Source organism: Phycisphaerales bacterium, assembly GCA_016716475.1.
GTDB lineage: Bacteria > Planctomycetota > Phycisphaerae > UBA1845 > Fen-1342 > JADJWG01.
On the sequence record JADJWG010000002.1, the window covers coordinates 189,707 to 210,297 of the forward strand.

General features: G+C 64.4%; 19 protein-coding genes and 1 pseudogene. 7 read left to right on the plus strand and 13 right to left on the minus strand.

Annotated features, from left to right (window positions below; all coding sequences use genetic code 11):
• Nucleotides 1-14: 14 nt before the first annotated feature.
• The 5 genes and pseudogenes from IPM18_08335 to IPM18_08355 form a co-directional block, all read right to left on the minus strand.
• The gene (locus IPM18_08335; protein ID MBK9119596.1) at nt 15-1,223 is read right to left on the minus strand and encodes a hypothetical protein; all 1,209 of its coding nucleotides are present in this window, start codon (nt 1,221-1,223) and stop codon (nt 15-17) included.
• Entirely contained in the window at nt 1,220-2,524 is a 1,305-nt protein-coding gene (locus IPM18_08340) for a HEAT repeat domain-containing protein (protein MBK9119597.1), read from the minus strand. Before IPM18_08340 ends, IPM18_08335 begins: the two co-directional genes overlap by 4 nt.
• Nucleotides 2,525-2,759: 235 nt before the next feature.
• Nucleotides 2,760-4,675, minus strand: a pseudogene (gene dnaK / locus IPM18_08345) (molecular chaperone DnaK).
• Between the two features lie 278 nt (nt 4,676-4,953).
• Nucleotides 4,954-5,232, minus strand: coding sequence for a hypothetical protein (locus IPM18_08350; GenBank protein ID MBK9119598.1), 279 nt, complete (start codon nt 5,230-5,232; stop codon nt 4,954-4,956).
• 101 nt (nt 5,233-5,333) lie between these two features.
• Complete coding sequence (locus IPM18_08355) at nt 5,334-5,666, minus strand: Hpt domain-containing protein (GenBank protein ID MBK9119599.1); 333 nt, start codon at nt 5,664-5,666, stop codon at nt 5,334-5,336.
• A gap of 262 nt (nt 5,667-5,928) precedes the next feature.
• Between IPM18_08355 and glmS the strand changes: the two genes are divergently transcribed.
• Both glmS and IPM18_08365 read left to right on the plus strand, forming a co-directional pair.
• On the plus strand, nt 5,929-7,755 hold the full coding sequence (gene glmS, locus IPM18_08360; protein ID MBK9119600.1) for a glutamine--fructose-6-phosphate transaminase (isomerizing): 1,827 nt from the start codon (nt 5,929-5,931) through the stop codon (nt 7,753-7,755).
• A 215-nt stretch (nt 7,756-7,970) separates the two neighbouring features.
• The gene (locus IPM18_08365) at nt 7,971-9,125 is read left to right on the plus strand and encodes a glycosyltransferase family 4 protein (GenBank protein MBK9119601.1); all 1,155 of its coding nucleotides are present in this window, start codon (nt 7,971-7,973) and stop codon (nt 9,123-9,125) included.
• A 17-nt stretch (nt 9,126-9,142) separates the two neighbouring features.
• Here the strand turns inward: IPM18_08365 and IPM18_08370 are convergent, their stop codons facing one another.
• From IPM18_08370 to IPM18_08380, 3 genes are read right to left on the minus strand one after another with little or no spacing between them, the layout of a single operon-like run.
• The gene (locus tag IPM18_08370) at nt 9,143-9,748 is read right to left on the minus strand and encodes a PH domain-containing protein (GenBank protein MBK9119602.1); all 606 of its coding nucleotides are present in this window, start codon (nt 9,746-9,748) and stop codon (nt 9,143-9,145) included.
• Nucleotides 9,745-10,296: a hypoxanthine phosphoribosyltransferase gene (gene hpt / locus IPM18_08375; protein ID MBK9119603.1), complete on the minus strand. Its 552-nt coding sequence runs from the start codon at nt 10,294-10,296 to the stop codon at nt 9,745-9,747. The genes IPM18_08370 and hpt overlap by 4 nt, the downstream gene beginning before the upstream one ends.
• 21 nt (nt 10,297-10,317) lie before the next feature.
• The gene (locus IPM18_08380) at nt 10,318-11,043 is read right to left on the minus strand and encodes a hypothetical protein (protein ID MBK9119604.1); all 726 of its coding nucleotides are present in this window, start codon (nt 11,041-11,043) and stop codon (nt 10,318-10,320) included.
• A gap of 434 nt (nt 11,044-11,477) precedes the next feature.
• Here IPM18_08380 and IPM18_08385 point away from each other — a divergent pair, with 434 nt between their 5' ends.
• Both IPM18_08385 and IPM18_08390 read left to right on the plus strand, forming a co-directional pair.
• Nucleotides 11,478-12,362: an HDOD domain-containing protein gene (locus tag IPM18_08385; GenBank protein MBK9119605.1), complete on the plus strand. Its 885-nt coding sequence runs from the start codon at nt 11,478-11,480 to the stop codon at nt 12,360-12,362.
• A 60-nt stretch (nt 12,363-12,422) separates the two neighbouring features.
• Nucleotides 12,423-13,328: an HDOD domain-containing protein gene (locus IPM18_08390; GenBank protein MBK9119606.1), complete on the plus strand. Its 906-nt coding sequence runs from the start codon at nt 12,423-12,425 to the stop codon at nt 13,326-13,328.
• A 23-nt stretch (nt 13,329-13,351) separates the two neighbouring features.
• On the opposite strand, the gene IPM18_08395 is transcribed toward IPM18_08390, so the two are convergent.
• The 3 genes from IPM18_08395 to IPM18_08405 all read right to left on the minus strand — a co-directional run bounded on the left by IPM18_08395 (nt 13,352) and on the right by IPM18_08405 (nt 17,311).
• Nucleotides 13,352-14,863, minus strand: a complete 1,512-nt coding sequence (locus IPM18_08395) for an alkaline phosphatase (GenBank protein ID MBK9119607.1) — start codon at nt 14,861-14,863, stop codon at nt 13,352-13,354.
• Nucleotides 14,864-14,962: 99 nt separating this feature from the next.
• Entirely contained in the window at nt 14,963-16,210 is a 1,248-nt protein-coding gene (locus IPM18_08400) for an ABC transporter permease (GenBank protein ID MBK9119608.1), read from the minus strand.
• 24 nt (nt 16,211-16,234) lie between these two features.
• Nucleotides 16,235-17,311, minus strand: a complete 1,077-nt coding sequence (locus IPM18_08405) for an ATP-binding cassette domain-containing protein (protein MBK9119609.1) — start codon at nt 17,309-17,311, stop codon at nt 16,235-16,237.
• 73 nt (nt 17,312-17,384) lie between these two features.
• On the opposite strand from IPM18_08405, the gene IPM18_08410 reads away from it, so the two are divergent.
• Complete coding sequence (locus IPM18_08410) at nt 17,385-17,804, plus strand: hypothetical protein (protein MBK9119610.1); 420 nt, start codon at nt 17,385-17,387, stop codon at nt 17,802-17,804.
• A 24-nt stretch (nt 17,805-17,828) separates the two neighbouring features.
• Here IPM18_08410 and IPM18_08415 read toward each other — a convergent pair whose 3' ends face one another.
• Nucleotides 17,829-18,119 (minus strand): ATP-dependent Clp protease adaptor ClpS, encoded by a 291-nt coding sequence (locus IPM18_08415; protein MBK9119611.1) that lies wholly within the window; start codon nt 18,117-18,119, stop codon nt 17,829-17,831.
• Between the two features lie 177 nt (nt 18,120-18,296).
• Here IPM18_08415 and IPM18_08420 point away from each other — a divergent pair, with 177 nt between their 5' ends.
• A complete protein-coding gene (locus IPM18_08420; GenBank protein MBK9119612.1) occupies nt 18,297-19,352 on the plus strand; it encodes a hypothetical protein in 1,056 nt (351 codons plus the stop codon).
• A 208-nt stretch (nt 19,353-19,560) separates the two neighbouring features.
• Here IPM18_08420 and IPM18_08425 read toward each other — a convergent pair whose 3' ends face one another.
• On the minus strand, nt 19,561-19,833 hold the full coding sequence (locus IPM18_08425; protein MBK9119613.1) for a ferredoxin family protein: 273 nt from the start codon (nt 19,831-19,833) through the stop codon (nt 19,561-19,563).
• 256 nt (nt 19,834-20,089) lie between these two features.
• On the opposite strand from IPM18_08425, the gene iscX reads away from it, so the two are divergent.
• Nucleotides 20,090-20,311, plus strand: a complete 222-nt coding sequence (gene iscX / locus IPM18_08430; GenBank protein MBK9119614.1) for a Fe-S cluster assembly protein IscX — start codon at nt 20,090-20,092, stop codon at nt 20,309-20,311.
• Nucleotides 20,312-20,591 lie beyond the last annotated feature (280 nt).

The window sequence follows — 20,591 nt, forward strand, 5'->3', positions numbered from 1 at the left end:
GCTCTGCTCGCGACCTACGGTTGTGAAGGTGCCGATGGAGGGGTGCCGGGCATCAGAATGATGCCCCCCTCCGTCTCGATCGCCTGTGCGCCTGTGAAGGCCTGGATCATCTGCACGACCTCACGCTGGCGCTCGGCGCTGTACTTCGGTCCACGCTCGACGATCGGATCGACCCCGCCGAAGTAACGCAACATCGGCAGCGTGTCCTCGTAGAAACCCCAGCCGAAACCGCGGTCCCAATAACGATGCCGATCGAAGTTGTGGTAACGTGAAAAGCTGAAGTTGTGACCGCTGGCCGGGGCGAAGTTCGGCGGCTCATAGAGGATGTCGCGAAGGTCGTAAATCGCGACGTACCACTCCCGCCCGTCCTTGTCGAACCAGCTCTCCGACCGCGCCACCTGGCCCATTTCCCACTGCTTCCGGCGTGCGACCCGGGCGCGCCAATCGGCCGGGTAGACGACGTCGCCCTGCGGGACGATGCGGGCCTCATCGGCTGCGATCAGAAGACGGGCTTCGTCTTCGCGGTAGGCCTGCAGAAGGGCTTCCTGGTAAGCCACCCGTTGATCCCCTCGAGCGGCGACGCGCTCGAGATCGATCAACTCGCGCCCCGGCCGGTAGCCGTGCCGATCGGGCTGCTGCCGTCGGATCGTGCGTTCACGCAGGGTGCGCTCGTCGACCAGGAGGTCGATATCGTCGCGTGGATCCAGCTCCGCCGAGCGGGCGACGTCGCGCGCCCCGCGGACGGCGCGGTCGAGCGCGGCATCTTCGGGGGGCAGTGGGGCCTGTTCGCGTGCGTCACGTCGCAAGCGCTCGATCGCAATGCCGGCCTGTTGGGCGCGGGCTAAAACGCCTTCCGCCTGCAGGTCGAGGTCGCTGACGTCCACTTGCGGAGGCACCTGGACGAGAAACACCTGGGCCTGCAACGCGTGCAAGGCCGCCGTGCGCAGATCATTGCTGCGCATGGCCTGCCGAGCGAGGACGAGCTCGAGTCGGGCGAGCGCGAGATGGGCTTCGAGACGGGCCTCACGCTCCTCATCGGTCCGGTTCACCACCGCGGGTGCGACCGGCCGAGCGGGCGTCACCTGGGCTGGCACCGGGTCGTCCGGCAGCGCTGCCCGCTGGGCCGCGGCCTGCGCCAGCAGCTTCTGGTCTTCGGAGGGTTCACCGGCGACCGCCAGCGCGGCGGCGGTGCCGCACAGCAGGCCCATCAGTGTACGGATCATTTCTGGGTCTCCTCATACCAGCGGCGCCAGGGCTCGCGCTCGAACCCGAAGTTCTCGCCGGAGATGCGCTTGAGGGCTTCCAACACCTCGGTGCGGTACACGGTCACCAGGCGACGCTGGAGTTCGGTGCGCAGGTCGTAACCATAGTCGCGCCACGACGAGCCCGGACAGACGCCGATCCGTGGATCATACTGAATTGGCGCGTTGCCGATGGCAACCCCTGTGATGACGGTCGGCGCGTAGACGCTGGACCAGGAGCGGAAGTAAGTCCGTACCGGGACCTCGACCAAGCGCGATCGCTCGGCCGTCAGGGCGTGAATCAGATCCGGTACCGCTTCGGCCGCCTGCAGCTTGCCCAGGCCGATCGCGGCGCGCGCCACGATGAAGTCGTTTCCGGTACGCAGGGCTTCGCGATACTGCGCAACGACGCGCGGATCATTGCGTCGGCCCAGCTCCAGGAGCGCGGCGGCACGCACGTCTTCGCTCGGGTCGACCAGCGCCAGAATCGAAAGATTCAGTGTCGCTTCGTCCTCGGTGAAGCTCGCGAGGATCTGTACGAGGAGCAGCCGGAGGTGGACCGACCCGCGCACGAGGTTCTCCGAGAGCGGCAGGATGGCCAGCGGATCACGGATGGCAAGCAGTCGCTCGCGCCCCTGGCGCCGCAGGTGCTCCAGCGGACTGCCGAGCATATTGGTAAGCACCGTGCGAATCTCGCGGTTCAGCTCTCCGCGGCGCGAGCGCAGGGCCCGGTCGTGCTCGGCTTCCGCGTCGCTGGCGACCTGGTCCGCGGTGCGGCGCTCGATGATGCGGCGACCGTCGATCCAGACGCCATTGATCTGCACATAGCCGAGCAGGCGTCGCGCCGGCTCAAAGTCGGGATCGATCTCGACGGCGCGCTGCAGGTGGCGGCGGCGCTCGGCCCGCAGGTTCTGGCTCTCACACCAGTCCGCAAGTGCCATTTGGGCCTCGGCGGTGTCGGGGGTCACCGCGACGCGTGCGACGTACTCGTCGAAGGGGGTTTCGGAGGGCTCGATCCGCTCCACTGAGGTAATCAGCACGCGCACCATGCCCACCGTCGTGCGGATGAGGTAGTGCTCGTCCTCGGTGCCGATGATCTTGCCTTCCACCGTTCCACCGGTCGCAAGGTGGAAGATGTCGGCCGGTGCGGGTGCGGCCACGGTGGCCAGGATCAGCAGCAGCCCCGTCGCGCAATCGATCCAAGGTGTCCGTCCGTATTTCCGTCGCGACGGCTGCTCATTGTTGGGGGCACTCGGTGGAAGGTTGATCGTGTGCTTCGGCACCTTGGTAACCCTCGCGGCGGTGGCACCGCCACAGCATACGATAGGCGATACGAGCCGCCCTGCGGCCATTCGGATCCTCCGCTTGATCTTAGATGCAGGCGGAGTGTCCGGGGTTCCCGTCACGCGGAAATGGGACACCTCAGAAAAACAAAAGACGCCAGTCGGCTATCATTCCGGGAGCGATCCCGAAACCGTGGGAGCCGGCTGGCGTTGAAGGCCCTGGCAGGCCCGATCGTTACTTCTTCACTTCAAATTCGGCGTCGATGACATCGTCGTCCTTCGCCGATTCGCTGGCACCGCTGTGAGCGGTGGTGGCGGAACCGGCCTCGGCACTCGCCGCACCGGCCGCACCGGCCTGCGACTTATAAATGGCTTCCGCGAGCTTATGAGACGTGCGCTCGAGCTCGCCCAGTGCGCCCTCAATCACACCGACGTCGTCGCTCTTGAGTGCATCACGGACCCGGTTGAGCGCCTGCTCGATCTCCGTGCGCGTACCGGCTTCGACCTTGTCGCCGTGCTCGCGGAGCGACTTGTCGGTCTGGTAGACCATCTGGTCTGCCCGGTTCCGCGTATCGACGAGCTTGCGCTTGGCCTCGTCCTCAGCCGCGTGGGCTTCGGCGTCCTTGACCATGCGCTGGACCTCGTCGTCGCTCAAGCCGGAAGAGGACTTGATGACGATTGACTGCTCCTTGCTGGTGCCGAGATCCTTGGCGGAAACATTGAGGATCCCGTTCACATCGATGTCGAAAGTCACTTCGATCTGTGGTACGCCGCGCGGTGCCGGTGGGATGCCGGTCAACTGGAACTTCCCGAGAGTGCGGTTGTCGCCGGCCATCTTCCGCTCGCCCTGAAGGACGTGAATGTCAACGGCTTCCTGGTTGTCGGCCGCGGTGGAGAAGACTTCCTTCTTGCTGGTCGGGATGGTCGTATTCCTTGGGATGAGCACCGTCATAACGCTGCCGAAGGTCTCGACACCCAGCGAAAGCGGCGTGACGTCGAGCAGGACGATGTCAGACTTCTCACCGGTGAGTACCGCACCCTGAATCGCCGCACCGACAGCGACGACCTCGTCAGGGTTAATGCTGCGATTGGGCTCTTTGCCGAAGATTTCCTTGGCGAGCTGCTGCACGCGCGGCATACGGGTAGAACCGCCGACCAGCACGACCTCGTCGACTTGCGCGGGGACAGCTTGGCATCCTTGAGCGCCTGCAGAACAGGACCACGGCAACGTGCGATCAATGGCTCGACGAGCTGTTCGAACTTTGCGCGGGTGATCGTGAGCTGCAAGTGCTTCGGGCCACTGGCATCCGCCGAGATGTACGGCAGATTGATGGTGGTTTCGAGCGAGCCGGAGAGTTCGCACTTGGCGCGCTCCGCGGCCTCCTTCAGGCGCTGCAACGCCATGGGATCCTGCTTGAGGTCGATGCCTTCCTTCCGGCGAAACTCCTCAGCGAGGTGGTTGATCAGCTCTTCATCGAAGTCGTCGCCGCCCAGGTGCGTGTCACCGTTCGTGCTCAGCACTTCGAAGACGTTCTCACCGACGTCCAGGATGGAGATGTCGAACGTCCCGCCGCCAAGGTCGAAGACCGCGATCTTCTCATTCGCCTTCTTCTCGAAGCCGTATGCCAGCGCGGCCGCGGTCGGCTCGTTGATGATGCGCTCAACGGTCAGCCCGGCAATCTGGCCGGCTTCCTTGGTGGCTTGCCGCTGGGCGTCGTTGAAATAGGCCGGAACGGTGATCACCGCACGGTCGACGGTCTCACCGAGGTACCGCTCGGCGGTGGCCTTCAAGTCGCGCAGGATCATCGCCGAGACCTCGGGCGGCGCGTACTCTTTGCCGCTCGCCCGGACCTTCACCAGTTCATCGGCCGCGCCAACGACCTCGTAGGGAACAATCTTCTCCTCGTGAGACACCTCGCGATGGCGGCGGCCCATGAACCGCTTGATCGAGTAGATCGTGTTGCGCGGGTTCGTGACCTGCTGATTGCGGGCGCGTTGCCCCACGAGGCGCTCACCCTTATCCGTGAACCCGACCACGGACGGGGTCAGGCGCGAACCGGAGTCGTTGACCAGCACCTTGGGCTGGCCACCTTCCATGACGGCGACCACCGAGTTCGTGGTTCCGAGATCGATTCCGATAATCTTCGACATGAGCCATCTCCCAGGTGCGCCACGCTAAAAATGTCAGCGCAAGGCGCTACCGGCTCAATGCCATGCAAGTCCGGTACCGCGCTGTTGGATGTGGGAGAATTCGCGCAACTGCATTATATAAAGTTAGTTACAGTATATTGGAGATGTGGAGCAGGCGGCTCATGGACCACCGGTACGACGCACCCTTGCGGACCACGCTGCCATTCTGACAGGTAGCCGCACTCCCCAGTTCTACCCATATGAGGGCAGGAACGTTTGCCCCCCGCATTGGGGACTCTTCACCGGCGCGTATAACTGTCGAGCTCGGGGCGGCCTTCGCCCTGGAATTTGACGACCTGTACGAACTGGACATCGCTCCAGGGCTCCTGTGAGCGTGCCAGGGCCTCAGACGAGTAGGCGCCGATCAACTCGAAAGTCTCGCCCTTCTCATTCTGCCATAGACTGGTAGCACAGCCGCGGGCAATGGCTTGGCGGGACGTGGCCCCAATCAGGAAGCCCTGTGAACGTAGACGGGCCTGCGTGCTGGCGAGCAACTCTGAGCGCTGGCTTTTTGACATGAGGATCCCCTGAAATCAGGCGCTGCCGTCGAAATCCCAGCGAGGCCCCCGGATGGCACATCACCCCCAGGTGAGCGGCGCGACCAGTGGTTATGGGACTTCTATTGTGAAGACTCATTCAGACCGGCGGTTGCGGCCGAGACTAGCTGCTGCAGCTCAGTCAGTCGGCGGTCAAAGGTGTTCACTTCATGGTTGCGAAACTGCTGTTCCATTTCGGCGCATACGTGGCTGATGTCTGGGTAACCATAGGAACCGGCGGCACCCTTGAGGCGGTGGGCCAAGAGCGCGAGTTGGTCGAAATCGAGCTGGGCGTGGGCAGCACGTAGCTCTGTCAGGCGGTTGGAGAGGCCCTGGACAAATTCTTCTACGATGTCTCGTAGCTCGGCGTCTTCAACCAGGAGCTGAGAAACGAGCCGGGCGGGTGCGGACATCACAGAATCCTCACTGACCTGGAGATAACCAGCCCGACACAGAACTGCTCCAGCGTGCCAGCGTAGAAAACTAGTGCAGACCGGGCCGGATTCTGCGGAAGCCGTTGCACTTCCGCGGGATGCACGCCGATCCTATCATCGGTCCGGTGGCCGTCGGGCGTTGCTACGGTTGGCCGGGTCGCGCAGTCTGTAGCAGTGTTTATGTACTTGGACCTTGGCGGTCGTGACCCAGGGTAGATTATGGGAGCGGCGCAGGAGTATCGGTATGTGCGGTATCGTGGCGTACGTCGGGCACCGTGAAGCCCCCCCGATCCTGATCGAGGGGCTGAAACGGCTGGAGTACCGTGGCTACGATTCCGCCGGAATCGCCGTGCTGCGTGACGGGCAATTGGTCATTCGGCGGAGCGTCGGGCGGATTTCGGCGCTGGAACAGCGGCTCGACGGCGATGTGGCTGGGGCCCGGATCGGAATGGCTCATACGCGTTGGGCAACGCACGGGGCACCGACGGAGTGCAACGCGCACCCGCACTGCGATGCGAGCGGGCGGCTGGCGTTGGTACACAACGGGATTATTGAGAACTACCGCGTTCTGCGGGCGTTTCTTGAGCAGAATGACATCCACATGGAGAGCGAGACCGATACGGAGGTGCTCGCGAAACTGGTGGGTTGGTTCTACGAGGGTGATCTCGAGGAAGCCGTTCGGCAAGCCCTGCGAGACGTGCGGGGCACCTTCGGCATCGCCGTACTGCATGCCGACCACCCCGACCAGATCGTGGTGGCGCGGCGCGGCAGCCCGCTGATTATCGGTGTGGGTCAGGACGAATTCGTGATTGCCTCCGACGCCTCCGCCATCATTCAGCACACTCCGCAAGTGCTCTACCTGTCCGACAATGAGATCGCCGTGGTGGGACCGCGGGGCTTTCGCACGACGGATCTGCAGGCCGTCGAGGTCACCAAGGAGCTCGAAGAAATTGACTGGACGCTGGAGCAGCTCGAACTCGGCGAGCACCAGCACTTCATGTCGAAGGAGATCTTCGAGCAGCCCGAAGCGCTGCGGACCTGCATGCGGGGGCGTGTCGATCTGCACGAGGGACGCGTTGTGCTCGGTGGGTTGGCCGCGGTGGCCCGGGACCTGGCGCGGGCCGACCGCATCATCCTGACGGCCTGCGGAACCGCCTGGCACGCCTGCCTTGTGGGTGAATACCTGATCGAAGAATTGGCGCGGATCCCATGTGAGGTGGAGTATGCAAGCGAGTTCCGTTATCGCAATCCGCTGATTCTCGACCGCACGGTGGTGCTGGCGATTTCTCAGAGTGGTGAGACGGCCGACACGCTCGCGGCCTTGCGTGAAGCGAAGGAGCGCGGTGCGCTGGCGCTGGGCATCGTGAATGCCGTGGGTTCGACCATCGCGCGGGAAACCGATGCGGGTGTGTATCTGCACGTCGGCCCCGAGATCGGTGTGGCCTCCACGAAAGCGTTCGTAGGGCAGGTCGCGGTGCTGTCGATGATCGCGGCACTACTGGGGCGGCGGCGGCACCTGAGCCCGGCCGCATGCCAGGAATACCTCGAGGGCCTTGTCCGCATCCCGGAGGCGGTCGAGCGGGCGCTCGACACGACCAGCCAGACGCGGCAGATTGCCGCGACCTTCATCGACCACAACAACTGGTTGTACCTCGGACGTGGGCTGCAGTACCCCGTGGCGATCGAAGGCGCACTGAAGCTGAAGGAAATCAGCTATATCCACGCCGAAGGTCTGCCCGCCGCCGAGATGAAGCATGGCCCGATTGCGCTGATCAGCAAGGGTATGCCGGTGGTTGTGATTGCCGTGCGCGATCACCTCTACGACAAAGTCGTGAGCAACATCGAAGAGGTGCGCAGCCGCGGCGGCCAGGTGATTGCCGTCGCAACCGAGGGTGATGACCAGATCCGGCAACTCGCCGAGCATGTGTTGTATGTGCCCGACGTACCGGAGTTGCTGGCGCCGCTGGTGACAGCCATCCCGTTGCAGTTACTGGCGTACCACGCGGCGGTGCTGCGCGGGTGTGATGTGGACAAGCCGCGTAATCTGGCCAAGTCAGTGACCGTCGAATAAGGAACGCGGGGGCAGTCGGACCGACGCGCCACGCGCGCGAACGGTGCGCTGCGCAGCATGGGTGCGCGGCAGCGCAGGTGAAACGCGCGGCCGCCCACCGCGCGCCCGCCCTGCGCCGGTACGCGTACCGGCGCCGCCGAAAATCGGCGGATTCTCCCGGGGCCTGTGCCGGGCATGCGCAAGACGCCGCGGGGCCGGCGCGGCATAATCCCGCCATGCACATTTGCCACGTGATCACCCGGCTCATCATCGGCGGCGCGCAGGAGAACACCCTGCTCACCTGCGAGGGGCTGGTGGCGCAGGGCTACCGCGTTACGCTGATCGCGGGACCCACACGAGGCGCAGAGGGCAGTCTCGTCCCGCGGGCGCGTGCCGGCGGCTATGAGTATGTCGAGTTGCCGAGTCTCATGCGCGCGGTGAATCCTTGGCTGGATACTCGCGCCTACCGGGATCTCATTCAGGAGTTCCAGCGGCTGCGCCCCGAGATCGTGCATACCCACAGCAGCAAGGCCGGCATCCTCGGTCGCTGGGCCGCCGACCGGGCGCGTGTCCCGCGCGTCGTCCATACCATCCACGGCATGAGTTTCAACCGCACGCAGCCGCGGCCGGTGCGCACACTGTATGCCTGGCTCGAAAGACGCGCAGCCGCCCGCACTCACGCGCTGGTGAGTGTAGCGGACGCGCTGAGTACACAGATGGTTGCCGCCCGGGTCTGTGAACCGGGGCGCCTGCGCACCATCTACTCCGGCATGGAAGTCGGGGCTTTTACGCCGTCAGCCGTGCGACGCGCGGCCGCGCGACAGCGCTGGGGCCTTACCGACGAGCACGTCGTGGTCGGAACCGTGGCGCGCTTGTTTCGCCGCAAGGGCTACGAGCAGCTCCTGTCCATCATGGCACAGGCGGCCGCGTGCGAGCCGCGCCTGCGGTTCGTCTGGGTAGGGGACGGCGCGCAGCGGTCGGAGTACGAGGCGGAGCTGCGCCGCCTGGGCTTGAACGAGCGTACCATTCTCACCGGTCTCCTGTGCCCGACGGAGGTTTCGGATCAGGTGGCGGGCTTTGATTTGCTCGCACACACCTCGCAGTGGGAGGGCTTGCCACGCGTCGTGGTGCAGGCGCTGCTTATGCAGGTGCCGGCAGTGGCCTTCGACATCGACGGGACACCGGAAGTCGTTCAGGATGGGCAGACGGGCCGCCTGATCCCGCTGAACGATCTGGACGCGTTTGCGGCGGCGCTGTGCGAGCTGGCTGCGGACGGCGGGCAGCGGCAGAGGCTGGGGGTGGCGGGGCGGGCACTGTGCCTGGAGCGTTTTGATGCGCGGCGCATGGTGGCCGATCTTGTCCGGCTGTACGAAGGGCTGATGCGCAGCTAAGGGGAGCGGGCGTGGCGCTACGCGTTGCCGCCGCGCTGGGCTTTTCGAATGGCGGCAGTCAACAGGTCACGAATTTCCTCCGGATGCGCAACGCCGCGCCAAGCGAGTGGGTGCCGCTCGTCCTCACACGGATGCACCCGCACCGTGCCAATGCCGACGAGCTTCTCGTACCACTCGGCGCTCACCGTGACGGCGCTGATCCGCATGAGCCAGCACTCGTCCGCACACACGTTGAAGACGCCTTTGAACCGCAGCACACGCCGGTTGGTGAGCACGTAAAGCCGGCTGGCCCACTGGAGCGTGGCCAAGCCCAGGCGGCCGGCCACCAGCAGCAGCAAGAGGTGGAACGGCCAGGCGGCTCCGGCCGTCATCCCGGCGGACATCCCGGCTGCCCACACGATCCCGATGCCCAGTGCCACGGCGACAACCCGCAGGGACATGAGGGGGATGAACCAGATAGCTGGTTTGAGCGAGAGTTGGATCAGCTCGTCCCCGCCGAGCATGTTGAGCTTGGCAACCTTGGCGGCCCGCACTTCGGCCGCCGGGGCAAGGTCCGCAACGGCATTCTGGAAGTGGTCCGGCGCCTCGAAGGGCAGCCCATTCTTGATCCGCGGTAGCTTCATGGCAGCAACTCCGGGCGCAGAACCGCCACGTGCGGGTAGTTGCGGTACAGGTCGTTGAAGTCGAGCCCGTACCCCACCACAAATGCATCGTCGATGTCGAAGCCGACAAAGTCAACAAAAACATCGGCGGGAGCGCGGGCGGGTTTCCGGAGCAGGACGGCCGAGCGTAAACTCCGGGGGTGACGCTCCGCCACGAGGGACTGGACGCGTCGCAGTGTACGACCACTGTCGAGAATGTCATCTACGAGCAGGACGTGGCGGTCTTGCACGTCCCCGATGAGGTCAAGGACGGTCCGCGGAGTGCCGGGCGTGGTGCTGGTGCCGGGGTAAGTTGAAATCTGCACCAGGGCGAGCTTCATCTTCAGGGGTAGTTCGCGGATGAGATCCGCCAGGAAGATGATGGAGCCGGAGAGAATCGGCAGCAATGTCAAGCCAGCATCGTCCTCCTCGGCCTCATACGTGGCGGCGATCTCAAGTCCGAGTGCATGGATGCGCGCCCGAATGGCGTCACGATGGATCAGAATGCGCGCGATATCCGCTTCGATGATCGGTCTCTCGCTTCGAGGCGCTTAGCCCGCGGGTGTCCCGTCGCCGCTATGGACGCGCCACAGCGTAGTGAGGTCGCCGCCGGAGAGGTCGCGGGCGAGCGCGGCCATGAAAGTCTCGACGTCTGCAAGGCGGCTTTCCGCCAGGCCGCGGGTGGCCTTCCAGCGGAAACCATCCTGCAAGCGTACATCCCAATAATGGTATTCTTTCTGCCTGGACCAGCTATCGACAAGCTGCTGAATCGGGCGCCCCTCCGACTGGTATTGACGGAACTGCCTCAGCACGTAAAGCATGCCGATTTCATCCAGCGCTTCGGCTTCTGCCAGAATCTGAGCTTCAAGCAGGGTCGTGTTGCGGTGGTTGCACTGGCGAATTGCATCACTCGCCAGTTGCACGGTCGGACCCGGCAACAGGTCGCCGACTTCGTCGTGCAGGATTGCTGCCCCCAACTCGCGCTGGATATCGGACGTGGGACGACTCAGGAGCTGTGCGGGTGGGTAGCGCCGCTGGTTGTACTCGAGCAGCCAGCCCGCATCGTGGAACAAGGCCGCGGCCGCCAAAGCGGTGAGGTTCGCACCATGGCCACCCACTTCAGGGAGCCCCGCGATCATTCGTGTGAGACGCATCACGCGTTCAGCGTGCTCAACAACCCATAAATCACGCTTGCCGTCATCAAGCGCAACAGTAAGGAAAGCGCGTGCTACCGGCAGTACGCGATCGATCTGAATCCGTGTGCTGGTCGTCGGCATAGACCCTCGCACTCATGCAACGGCTGCGAACGGTGGCCGCCCGTCCGAACCGGCAACTTCCGATTTGGAAACCAGTTAGGTGGAGTGTAGCCGGAGCGGCGCGTGGGAACAAGCCACGTCCGTGCGCGCACGTTGGGGGTATTGTGCCTCCTCGACCACCACGGAGTCCCGGGGGACTTCTTTACGCAGCCCCGGGAGCGCTGGAAACGAGTACTTTTCCGCAGGAAAGGTGCAAGCGTTGCCAGCCGATGATCCTGACAGCGACCCGTACGAGCGCTCTGCTCAGCGGGCGCGGTGCGCCGCCACTCCGGAGACGGCCCCGCGCGTGAGGAGCAGGCCCACATGCACGGCCTAGGCAACCGGCGGGCATTGGCAGCCCGCGACCGTAACTTGGCCACCATGCGAAGCTCACATTGGGCGAGAAAGGGAAAGTGATGGCGACCGCAGTGGCCGAGATCGGCAAGGTGCTTCCGAAGGAGCTGCAGGAAGCGATGGCACGGGTGACGGAGATCAACTCCCTGCCCGAAATCACGACCAAGATCGTGGAAGTGGTCGAGGATCCGCGCGCGACCGCACACGACATGCACGAGATCGTACGCACCGACCCGGCGCTGGCCGCAAAGATTCTGAAAGTGGTGAACTCGGCCTTCTACGGACTGCCATCGCAGATTGCGAGCTTGGACCGGGCGATCCTCATGCTGGGGCTGAGCGCGGTGAAGAACATCGCGCTGGCGGCGTCGTTGTCGCGGATGTTCAACGTAGAGATGGTGTCGGAGCAGTTTGCGGCCCGCGACTTATGGCGACACAGCGTGGCCGTGGCCGTCTGTGCACGCCTGCTGGCCGTCGCGGGCAAGGCACCGCAAGTGGATGAGGCCTTCGTAGCAGGGTTGGTGCATGACTTGGGGCTCGTCGCCGTGCAGCAGATGTTCCCCCAGAAGATGCGGGAGGCGACCGAGATCTGCTTCAACGAGCCGCGCAACTTCCGGGACGTGGAGTCGGCACTGGTGGGTGCCGACCACCAGGCATTTGGTGCGGCCTTGGCGCGCAAGTGGAAGTTCCCACCGGTGCTGCAGGCGGCCATCGGTTGCCACCATGATCCGCACGAAGCACCGCCCGAGTTCCTGCGTCTCGCGCAAACGATTCACATCGCAGACCGGCTGTGCGGATTCGGGAAGTTCGGTTTCTGGATTGTTGCGGGGACTGATCCGATCGCTGCCGCCGAACTGGCGGAAATCCGCGTGACACCGGCACAAATTGAAGCATTGCAGGACGAACTGCCCGACCGGGTTGAGGAAGCCGAAAGCGTGTTCACCGACTAGCCCGCAAGTGCGGCGCCCTGCGGGCTCACCCCCGCGTGTCGCCGCGAGGTAGGATCGCCTATGGCGCTCTTCAGCACGACAGAACCGGCCGTGTCCCCCGCCGCAGGCGAACTTCCCCAGCGCGTGCAGCAAGCGCTCGCGAAGGTGACCGAGATCGGGTCGTTGCCCGAGGTGACCGCCCGCATCGTCCAGGTCGTTGATGATCCGAATTCCACCGCGCGCGAGATCCAGCAGGTGGTCGAGGGCGATCCCGCCCTGGCCGCGAAGTTGCTGAAGATCGTCAACTCGGCTTTCTACGGGCTCCCGGCGCAGGTCGGTAATCTCGAGCGGGCTATCCTGATGCTGGGGCTCAGCGCGGTTCGCAATCTGGCTCTGGCGGCCTCTGTTTCGCGCCTGATCAAGCCCGGCAACATTTCGGCGGAGTTCACCACTCGTGACCTGTGGCGCCACAGTGTGGCCGTGGCCGTTGGGGCAAAGCTCATCGCGGGGTCGACACGTTACCCGTTGGCCGACGAGGCATTTGTTGCGGGGCTGGTCCACGACATGGGATTGATCGTCGCGCAGCAGCTCTTCGCGACCGAGGTCCGGACTGTTGCAGAGCAGTGCAGCGCGACGCCGCAGAATTTCTGCGGGCTCGAGCAGCTAACCCTTGGGGCGGACCATCAGGCCTTCGGCGTGGCGCTCGCGACGAAGTGGAAGTTCCCGCTGGCATTACGCAACGCCGTCGGCTACCACCATACGCCGGGCGACCTGCAATCCGAACACCAGCGACTGGCGGCCATCATCTACATGGCCGATATGCTTTGCTGCCGCGCGAAGCTCGGCTTCTGGCTGACGGCGCGGGCCCAGAGTCCGGCACCGGAGATGCTGCAGCTCGTCGGGCTGACACCGGCCGCACTGGGCGAAATCGCGGGGCAGTTGCCGGCGCGCGTGGCCGAAGCCGAGCACATCTTCGCCGGTGATTGACGCCGCCGCCGGCACGATTCGGACTACACCCAGTGCGCGTCCACGGCCGGGGCAGCTTGTCGCGCTGCATGACGCACCGCTACGGCGGGTGACATCGTGGGGTTCTCGTGCTTGAGGTCGAAGAGGGTCGCCAGGTGGCGGAAGGCCGCGGTGTTCCGCTGCAAGCCGGTGAACAGCTCCGCACCGGGTCCCGTGGCCGTCAGCAGGACAAGGTCGGCGGTGTGCGATGTGCCGGTCCAGCCGATGCCAGTGTAGTTGCCCAGCACCTGCCCGAGCACCCCGACCAGGTTGCGATGCTGCCGATGGAGCAGGAGCGGGAGTTGGCCGCCGTAGGCGTCCGCGAGGACACGGGCTTCGTCCCCATCCACCGTGATGCCGAGTTGCGTCTTGAACACTTCGTGCACGGCGTCGACCCGGTCCGTGGGTTCCGCCTGCCGGACGAGGGCCCGGAGGTGGTCATAGGAAACACGCGCCTGTGCCAGCCGTGCGAAGGCGCCCGTACTGTCGCCCATCCCGTTGAGGCCCGGATTGGAGTTGCCGTGGTCACTTGTGACGACGACCAGGGTGTCCTCGCGTTGATGCGCGAAATCGATTGCTACGCGCACGGCATCGTCGAACGCGAGCTGATCCCAGAAGAGCGCGGCGGCATCATTGGCATGGGCCGCGTGATCGACACGGCCACCCTCCACTTGTAGCAGGAAGCCGCGGTCGGTTGCGGCGAGACTGGTGAGGGCTATGCGGGTCATCTCCGCCAGCGTTGGAATCCGCTCGGTCAGGTCGGCCTCGTTACGGTGGTCGATGGTGTAGGGCAGGTGGCCCTCGCCGAACAATCCCAGGAGGCGCTGCGGCGCACCGGCGGCCAGCAATTCCGTGCGGCTCTGGCAGCAGGTGTAGCCGGCCGCGTGGTATTCGCCGAGCAGGTCGCGCTGGTCCTTGCGGCGGGCCGGATCGAAGTGCTCGCGTCCGCCACCGAGCAGGACATCGACAACGTCGAGGTACTGAGCCGCAATGGCCGGTTCATCGGAGCGCGTGGGTACCGCCACGGCAAAGCCCGCAGGTGTGGCATGCGTCATCGTCGTGGTGGTGACGAGGCCGACACGGTGACCCGCGTCGTGGAGCAACGGCGCGAGCGGTGTGAGGCGCGTGCCGTCGGGCAACGTATTCAAGGCGCCGTTCGCGACGCGCGAGCCGCTGCCCCACGCCGACGATGCGGCGGCCGAATCGGTCACGAGTGAGTCGAGCGAATGGGTCTCGAAGTGTCCATGGGTGGCGGTCGGATCGGCAAGCAACTCGTACCAGATCGTGCCGCCCGTGCGAACGCGCCGACTGAAGAACTCGGCCAGGGACGGCACGCCGATGCTCATGCCGTCCGACACGAGGAAAATCACGTTCTTCGGCCGACGGCGCAGGGGCGCCAGCGGCGCGGGTGGCTCTGTGGGGCGGGCCGACAAAGACGGCGTAGAGAGCAGCGCGAGAGCGCCTCCGAGCAGGCCCGTTTCGAGCAGTTGCCTGCGACTGACGGTATCCGGGGACATCGGCACGCTCCTTGATGCCCCGGCCGTAGCGGATGGCTGCCGCGCGTGCGTCGGGGGAACAGCTTGGGCCTGTATTGTAGTGAACGCGGCGCGCTCCATTCAACGGTAACGCACCCAATGCAGCAGCTCGCCGGGGGTCGGCGGCTTGCCGTACATGAGAACGCCGACACGGAAGACGCGTGCCGCGGCCCACATCATGACGACGACACTCACCCACAGCAGTGCGAGCGTCGTGAAGATCTGCCACAACGGCGTGGTTGGGTCGCCACAGATCCTCAGGATCATCACGAAAGGTGTTACGGGCGGAAGGTAGCTCAGCAAGAGACTGAAAGTTGAGGTCGGGTGCTCCGCGATGTAGTACCACGTGATTACCGGAATCATGGTGACCAGCGAAAGCGGAAACGCCATGCTCTGCGCTTCTTTCAGTTCGTTGCAGGCCGAGCCGATCGCGGCGAGCAGTGCGGCAATCAGCAGGAAGCCGGGCACGAAGTACAGCAGTGCCATGACAAGGCGGTAGGTGTTCACCAGCTCAAGCACGTCAAATCGCCGCGCTGCCAGCACGCCCACGGAGCCCCACACCGCCATCAGCACGACGCCGACGCAAGCTGTCCCGACTATCTTACCGGCGAGTAATTGTGTCGGACTGACCGCCGAGAGCAGTACCTCGATCACACGCGAACCCTTTTCTTCGATCAACGTGGTCAAGAGGCCCTGGCTGATGGCGAATGTACCCATGAAGAGCAGAAACATGAATGCGAAGGCGGTCATGAACTGCGTGAAGGGATTGGTGGCGACGGCCGCGCCCGTCTGCACGTCCGCCCATTCGATCCCCACCGGGCGCCGCAGCCCGGCGACCACGTTCGGATCGAGCCCTTGGTCGACACAGCGCTCGAGGAATACGGCAGTGTTGAGCATGTCGCTCAGGCGGCGCTGGGCTTCCAGCTGGCTATCGCGCCGCGCGACAATCACGCTGGCACCCGGAGTACTCAGGATTTCGGCCGGCACTTCGATGTAGGCATAGCGCTCCCCCGCGCGCACTTCCTGTGCGAGCTTGTCGAGCTGCGCCGACTCGGCGACCAGCGGCTCGAGCTCGAAGGGCTGGTGGGGTCGTTCCTGGTTGTGGGCCTCGATCTGGGCGGTCAGCAGGGGTTCCAGCCGTCCGCTGCGGTCGATCAGGGCCAGCTTGCGAACTTCGCGCTGCTGCTGGTCGCCGGCCCGCTCCAGTACCTGCGTGCCGTACACGGCGCCCATGATGAGCCCGGGCATGAGCACGACGCTCAGGAGGAACGCGCGCGTCCGCACGGTGGCGAGGAACTCGCGCCGGGCCACGATCCAGACCTTTTCCATGCCGCCTGCTCCTTGAAACTCTGCTCAATCGGACCCGTTGCCGCCGGCTTCGTGCGTGCCCCCCACAAGCCGGACGAAGATTTCCTGCAAGTCCGGCCGTTGCACCTCGAACCGCAGGATGCGGGCCTGCCGCAGCGCGAGTTGCAGCAGCGCATCGGGGTCCGCATCCGGCGCGAGTTCCGCGCGGATGTGGTTGCTGGTGACCTGTGCGCTCACGACGCCCGGCGCGGTGGTCAGGGGCTGCAGATCGCCGTCCGCATCGATCACGAGCATGCGCGTGGAGAACTGCGCGCGCACTTCGTTCACGGTGCCCTCGATCAGCTTGCGCCCGCGATGGATCAACACGATCCGGTCGCACAGCCGCTCGGCCTGGTTGATCTGGTGTGTGGAGAACACCACCGTCGTGCCGGCGCGCCGGAGATCGGCGATCAGGCGTTCGAGCAGATCGACATTCAGGGGGTCGAGGCCGGAGAAGGGCTCGTCGAGGATCACCAGGTCCGGTTCCTGCAAAATCGCCGTGATGAACTGGAGCTTCTGGGACATCCCCTTTGAAAGTGCTTCCACACGCTTCCGGCGCCAGTCCAGCAATCCAACCCGCGTGAGCAGTTCGTCGCAGCGCCGCCGTAGATCCTGCCCGCTCAACCCCTTGAGCCGTCCGAAATAGGTCAGGGTCTCGTCGACCGTCATCTTGCGATAAAGTCCGCGCTCTTCCGGCAGGTAGCCGATCCGGTCCCGCGCCGCGCCCGCGGTCTGCTCCCCAAGCACCTCCACCCGGCCTTCGTCGGGGTAGATGATGCTCATGATCATGCGGATCGTGGTCGTCTTGCCCGCCCCGTTCGGTCCGAGGAAGCCGAGTACCGCCCCCGTGGGAAGGCGCAGATCAAACGCATCCACGGCGGTAAAGCTGCCGTAGCGTTTCGTCACTCCTTCAAGCACTACTGCATCGGCCAAGTGCACGACCTCACTTTCCACGCCCCGGCACTTCGAGGGGGGCAGCGTACCGTCCACCCTGATCCGCCGAAAGCACGGGTTTGTCTGATGTTGTTCGCTACTTTCACGTCGCTCGGACGGCAACCGGGTTGCATGCCGACGGGTATACATTCAATATCGCGGTGGCTTGGGCGAGCCCGCGGGGGGGGGCGGACGATAGGCCCGGTGATACGAGGAGGATGGCATGTTCCGCTTCATGATACCGGCCATGGCGGGGGCGCTTGCCATGGCGCTGCTTCCCGGGGGCTGCCCCGCGCGCAGCGTGCCGGTGGCCACCATCCGTCTCACTTCGGCCGACACGGGTCGTACCATCGAGGTCGAGCGCTGGCAACGGATTCGGGTACGCTTATCGGCTAACACGGCTGCCGGTCTCACATGGACGTTGACGGAGTTGAACCAGGATGTGCTGGAATTCCAGGGGCGTGAGGATGCGCGCCTGGGACTCAGCTCAAACGACGAGCTCCTGCAGGAGGAGAACTGGTACTTCCGGGCGATTGGTCTGGGATCCACGCCTGTTCGGCTGCTGTATACCCAGGGCGGCGACTTTACTCAGCCAGTGAATATCTTTGCGATTACCGTGGTGGTGGTGGTGGGCGAGGAGTAGCCCAACGCGCGGAGCGGTCTGTGCTTACGCATCCGGCTCGCAAGTAACGGTGAGCTGCGCGGAGGAGAACTGCTCCACGTAGAGTTCGGCCCGTTCGCGGTGAGTGACGAGCAGGAGACTGACGCCACTTTCGTGTGCCTCGAGGGTCCGTTCGACAGCTTCTTCGAATTTCAGGGGGGTTAGCTGCAGGATGGTCTGGATGACGTGCTCGAAGGAGTTAACGTCGTCGTTGTGCAACAGCACGCGGAACGGCGGCAGCAGGCCGGTCTGCTGAGCCGTGCTCACGTCGGGCAGTGTGTTGGACGACATCGCCATGCCAGATACTCTCCCGGGGGGGATCGGTGGCCGGATCCGGTCCCCGCTTGGAAACTACTGCGCCTCCGCCCGGGGCGTCAATCAAAAACTCCCGGGGGGAATGGCAGGCCTGCCCGTGAGCGGTAGAATGGCCGCTGCTGAACCATCAGAATCCTGATTTCGTGGGAGATTGTGCCGATGAACTTCTGCCGCTGCGTGGCTTCGACGCTGCTGCTCGCCGCGGTCCTGCCGCTGGCCGCCCAAACACCCGAAGGCCCGCTCGCCGCCTTGCGTGCAAAGACCGACCTGAATGACGAAGATCGCACGCAGATCCGCAATTTTGTGATGGAGCGGATCACCGCGATCATCACAAACCAGCCCGGGGCAGCGCAAACGGCCACGGACGAACTGCGGACCGCTTTCACCGGAACGGAAAACTACCAGCGGGCCTACGCAACGCTCGCAGTCGAGGCGGTCGGAACGGCTTTCGGCCGAGCTGAACTGGTTCCTGCTACGCGGCTGCTCGCCGTTCTCAATACATTCAACGTGGTCGAGGCCCACACCGTCTTCCTTGAAGCGCTGCGCGATGAACGTGTCGGGGTGCGCGCTGCCGGCGCGGTGGGCCTACGGACGTTACGCAGTCGGATTGCCGAGGCCGGTGGGGACACCTTTCAGGCCGTGCTCGCGGGTTTGCAGCAGGCAGGCGCTCGGGAGCGATCCCGGGATACGCTACGTTCGATTTATGGCGCATTGAACTATGCGGGTGTTCCGGGTGTTGCGAATCCGCGCGCGGCTGCGAACGCGGTGCTGGCGTTGTTGGAAGCCCGCGCGGCGCAGTATGGCCAGGCCGAAATTCCCGCGTTGGGGGCCGACGATGCTGGGCTGCGAGCCGCCCGCGAAACTCTCGCCAACTTCGAGGATGAAACTCGCAATCGGCTCATTGTCGTGACTGGCACGCTGGTACGTTACGCGGTCGACCGTTATACCGGGGGCGAGTCGAAGCTGGCCGATGTGCGCGATGGGGCCGCTGCGAATCGCGATCAACTCGAATTCCGCAATGCAGCCGAACGGCTGGTGCTGATCGGCGAAGAATTACTGATCGAGCTACTCAAGCCGAATCCTGCCCCGCAGGTCAGTGAGAACATGCGGCGGCTGAATACGGCAAACATGAAGATCGAGTGGCAGAAGTGGAGCACCGCGCTACAGACGGCCGTCGGGCGGGATTTCGCACTCAGCCCGGGGACAGGGGGCTAGACGGGCAGACAACGGTCCGGCAAGAGTATCAAGGCACGTCCAAGGTGTAAGGCGCGCTCATCGCCATTTCTACGCAGTGGTTCAACCCATAGTGCCCAAGGTGACGTGCGTGGAACCCACAACAATGGTGCCTATCGACATCCTCGTCTACCGCTGCGTGCACAGCGCCGGCCCTGAGGGCGATGTCTGAGCATTCGTGTGGCTTGCGCTATTGCGCCCCCGTCTGCTTGTAGAAATCAGCGTTCTTGGCAATGAAAGCTTCGAGCTCTTCGGGCAGGTCGTCTTCAGAGTAAATCGCGTTCACCGGGCACTCATCGACACAGAGACCGCAATCGATGCATGTCTCGGGGTCAATGAACAGCATCTCGAATTTGTCGAAACTCGGCTCGTCCTTCCGTGGATGGATGCAATCCACCGGGCAGACGTCGACACAACTGGTATCTTTCGTGCCGATGCACGACTGCGTGATATAGTGGGGCACGGGACGGTTCCTGCTTTGTTAGGGGGCGGCCGGGCCACGGGGCGACGCTCGGACCCGAGTGGGCAGATTATAGGGAGTCGCGCGGGGGCGCCAAGCCGGTGCTTTCATCATTGTCCCGCGGTGGAAGATAACCATGCACCGTGGGTTGAAACGGCCGCCTCCGCGCCCTACCAGTAGGGGGAGCGCAGGTGGCGCGGTCCGCGTGGCGGAATCGGCGCGACCAGCCCCGGACCACCCGAATACGAAGGGCGACAACATGCCTCCGAAGCTCTCCTGGGCGGATATCGAGGATTTGGGCATTCTTCTGCATGAGCGTTTTCCGGACGTGGACCCGCTCACCGTTCGTTTCACGGATCTGCACCGGTGGATCTCCGAGTTGGAGGCGTTTGGAGATGATCCGGCCGCCAGCAATGAAGCGAAGCTCGAAGCGGTGCAGATGGCTTGGCTTGCGGAGTACCGCGACGCACAGGGCGCATGACGTCGGCCCAGCGCGTGAGTACCCCGGCATACGAGTTTGACGCGCGCTGCATGCGACAATTTCTTACGCTACGGGGTGAGCGCGGTGTGCCCGTACTTTGGGTAGTTGCCCGCATTTTGCAGATCGGATGAGGATCTATCTGGACGATCCTTGCAACCCGTTGGTGCTATGCTCCAATCGGATTGCACGGGCTTGGTCGCACGTCCGAAACGCCCGCGGCCTTGGGTTCCTCAACCCAATGGGCCGATCTTTATGCGGGCTTCCTATCCCGGGCCAGCCC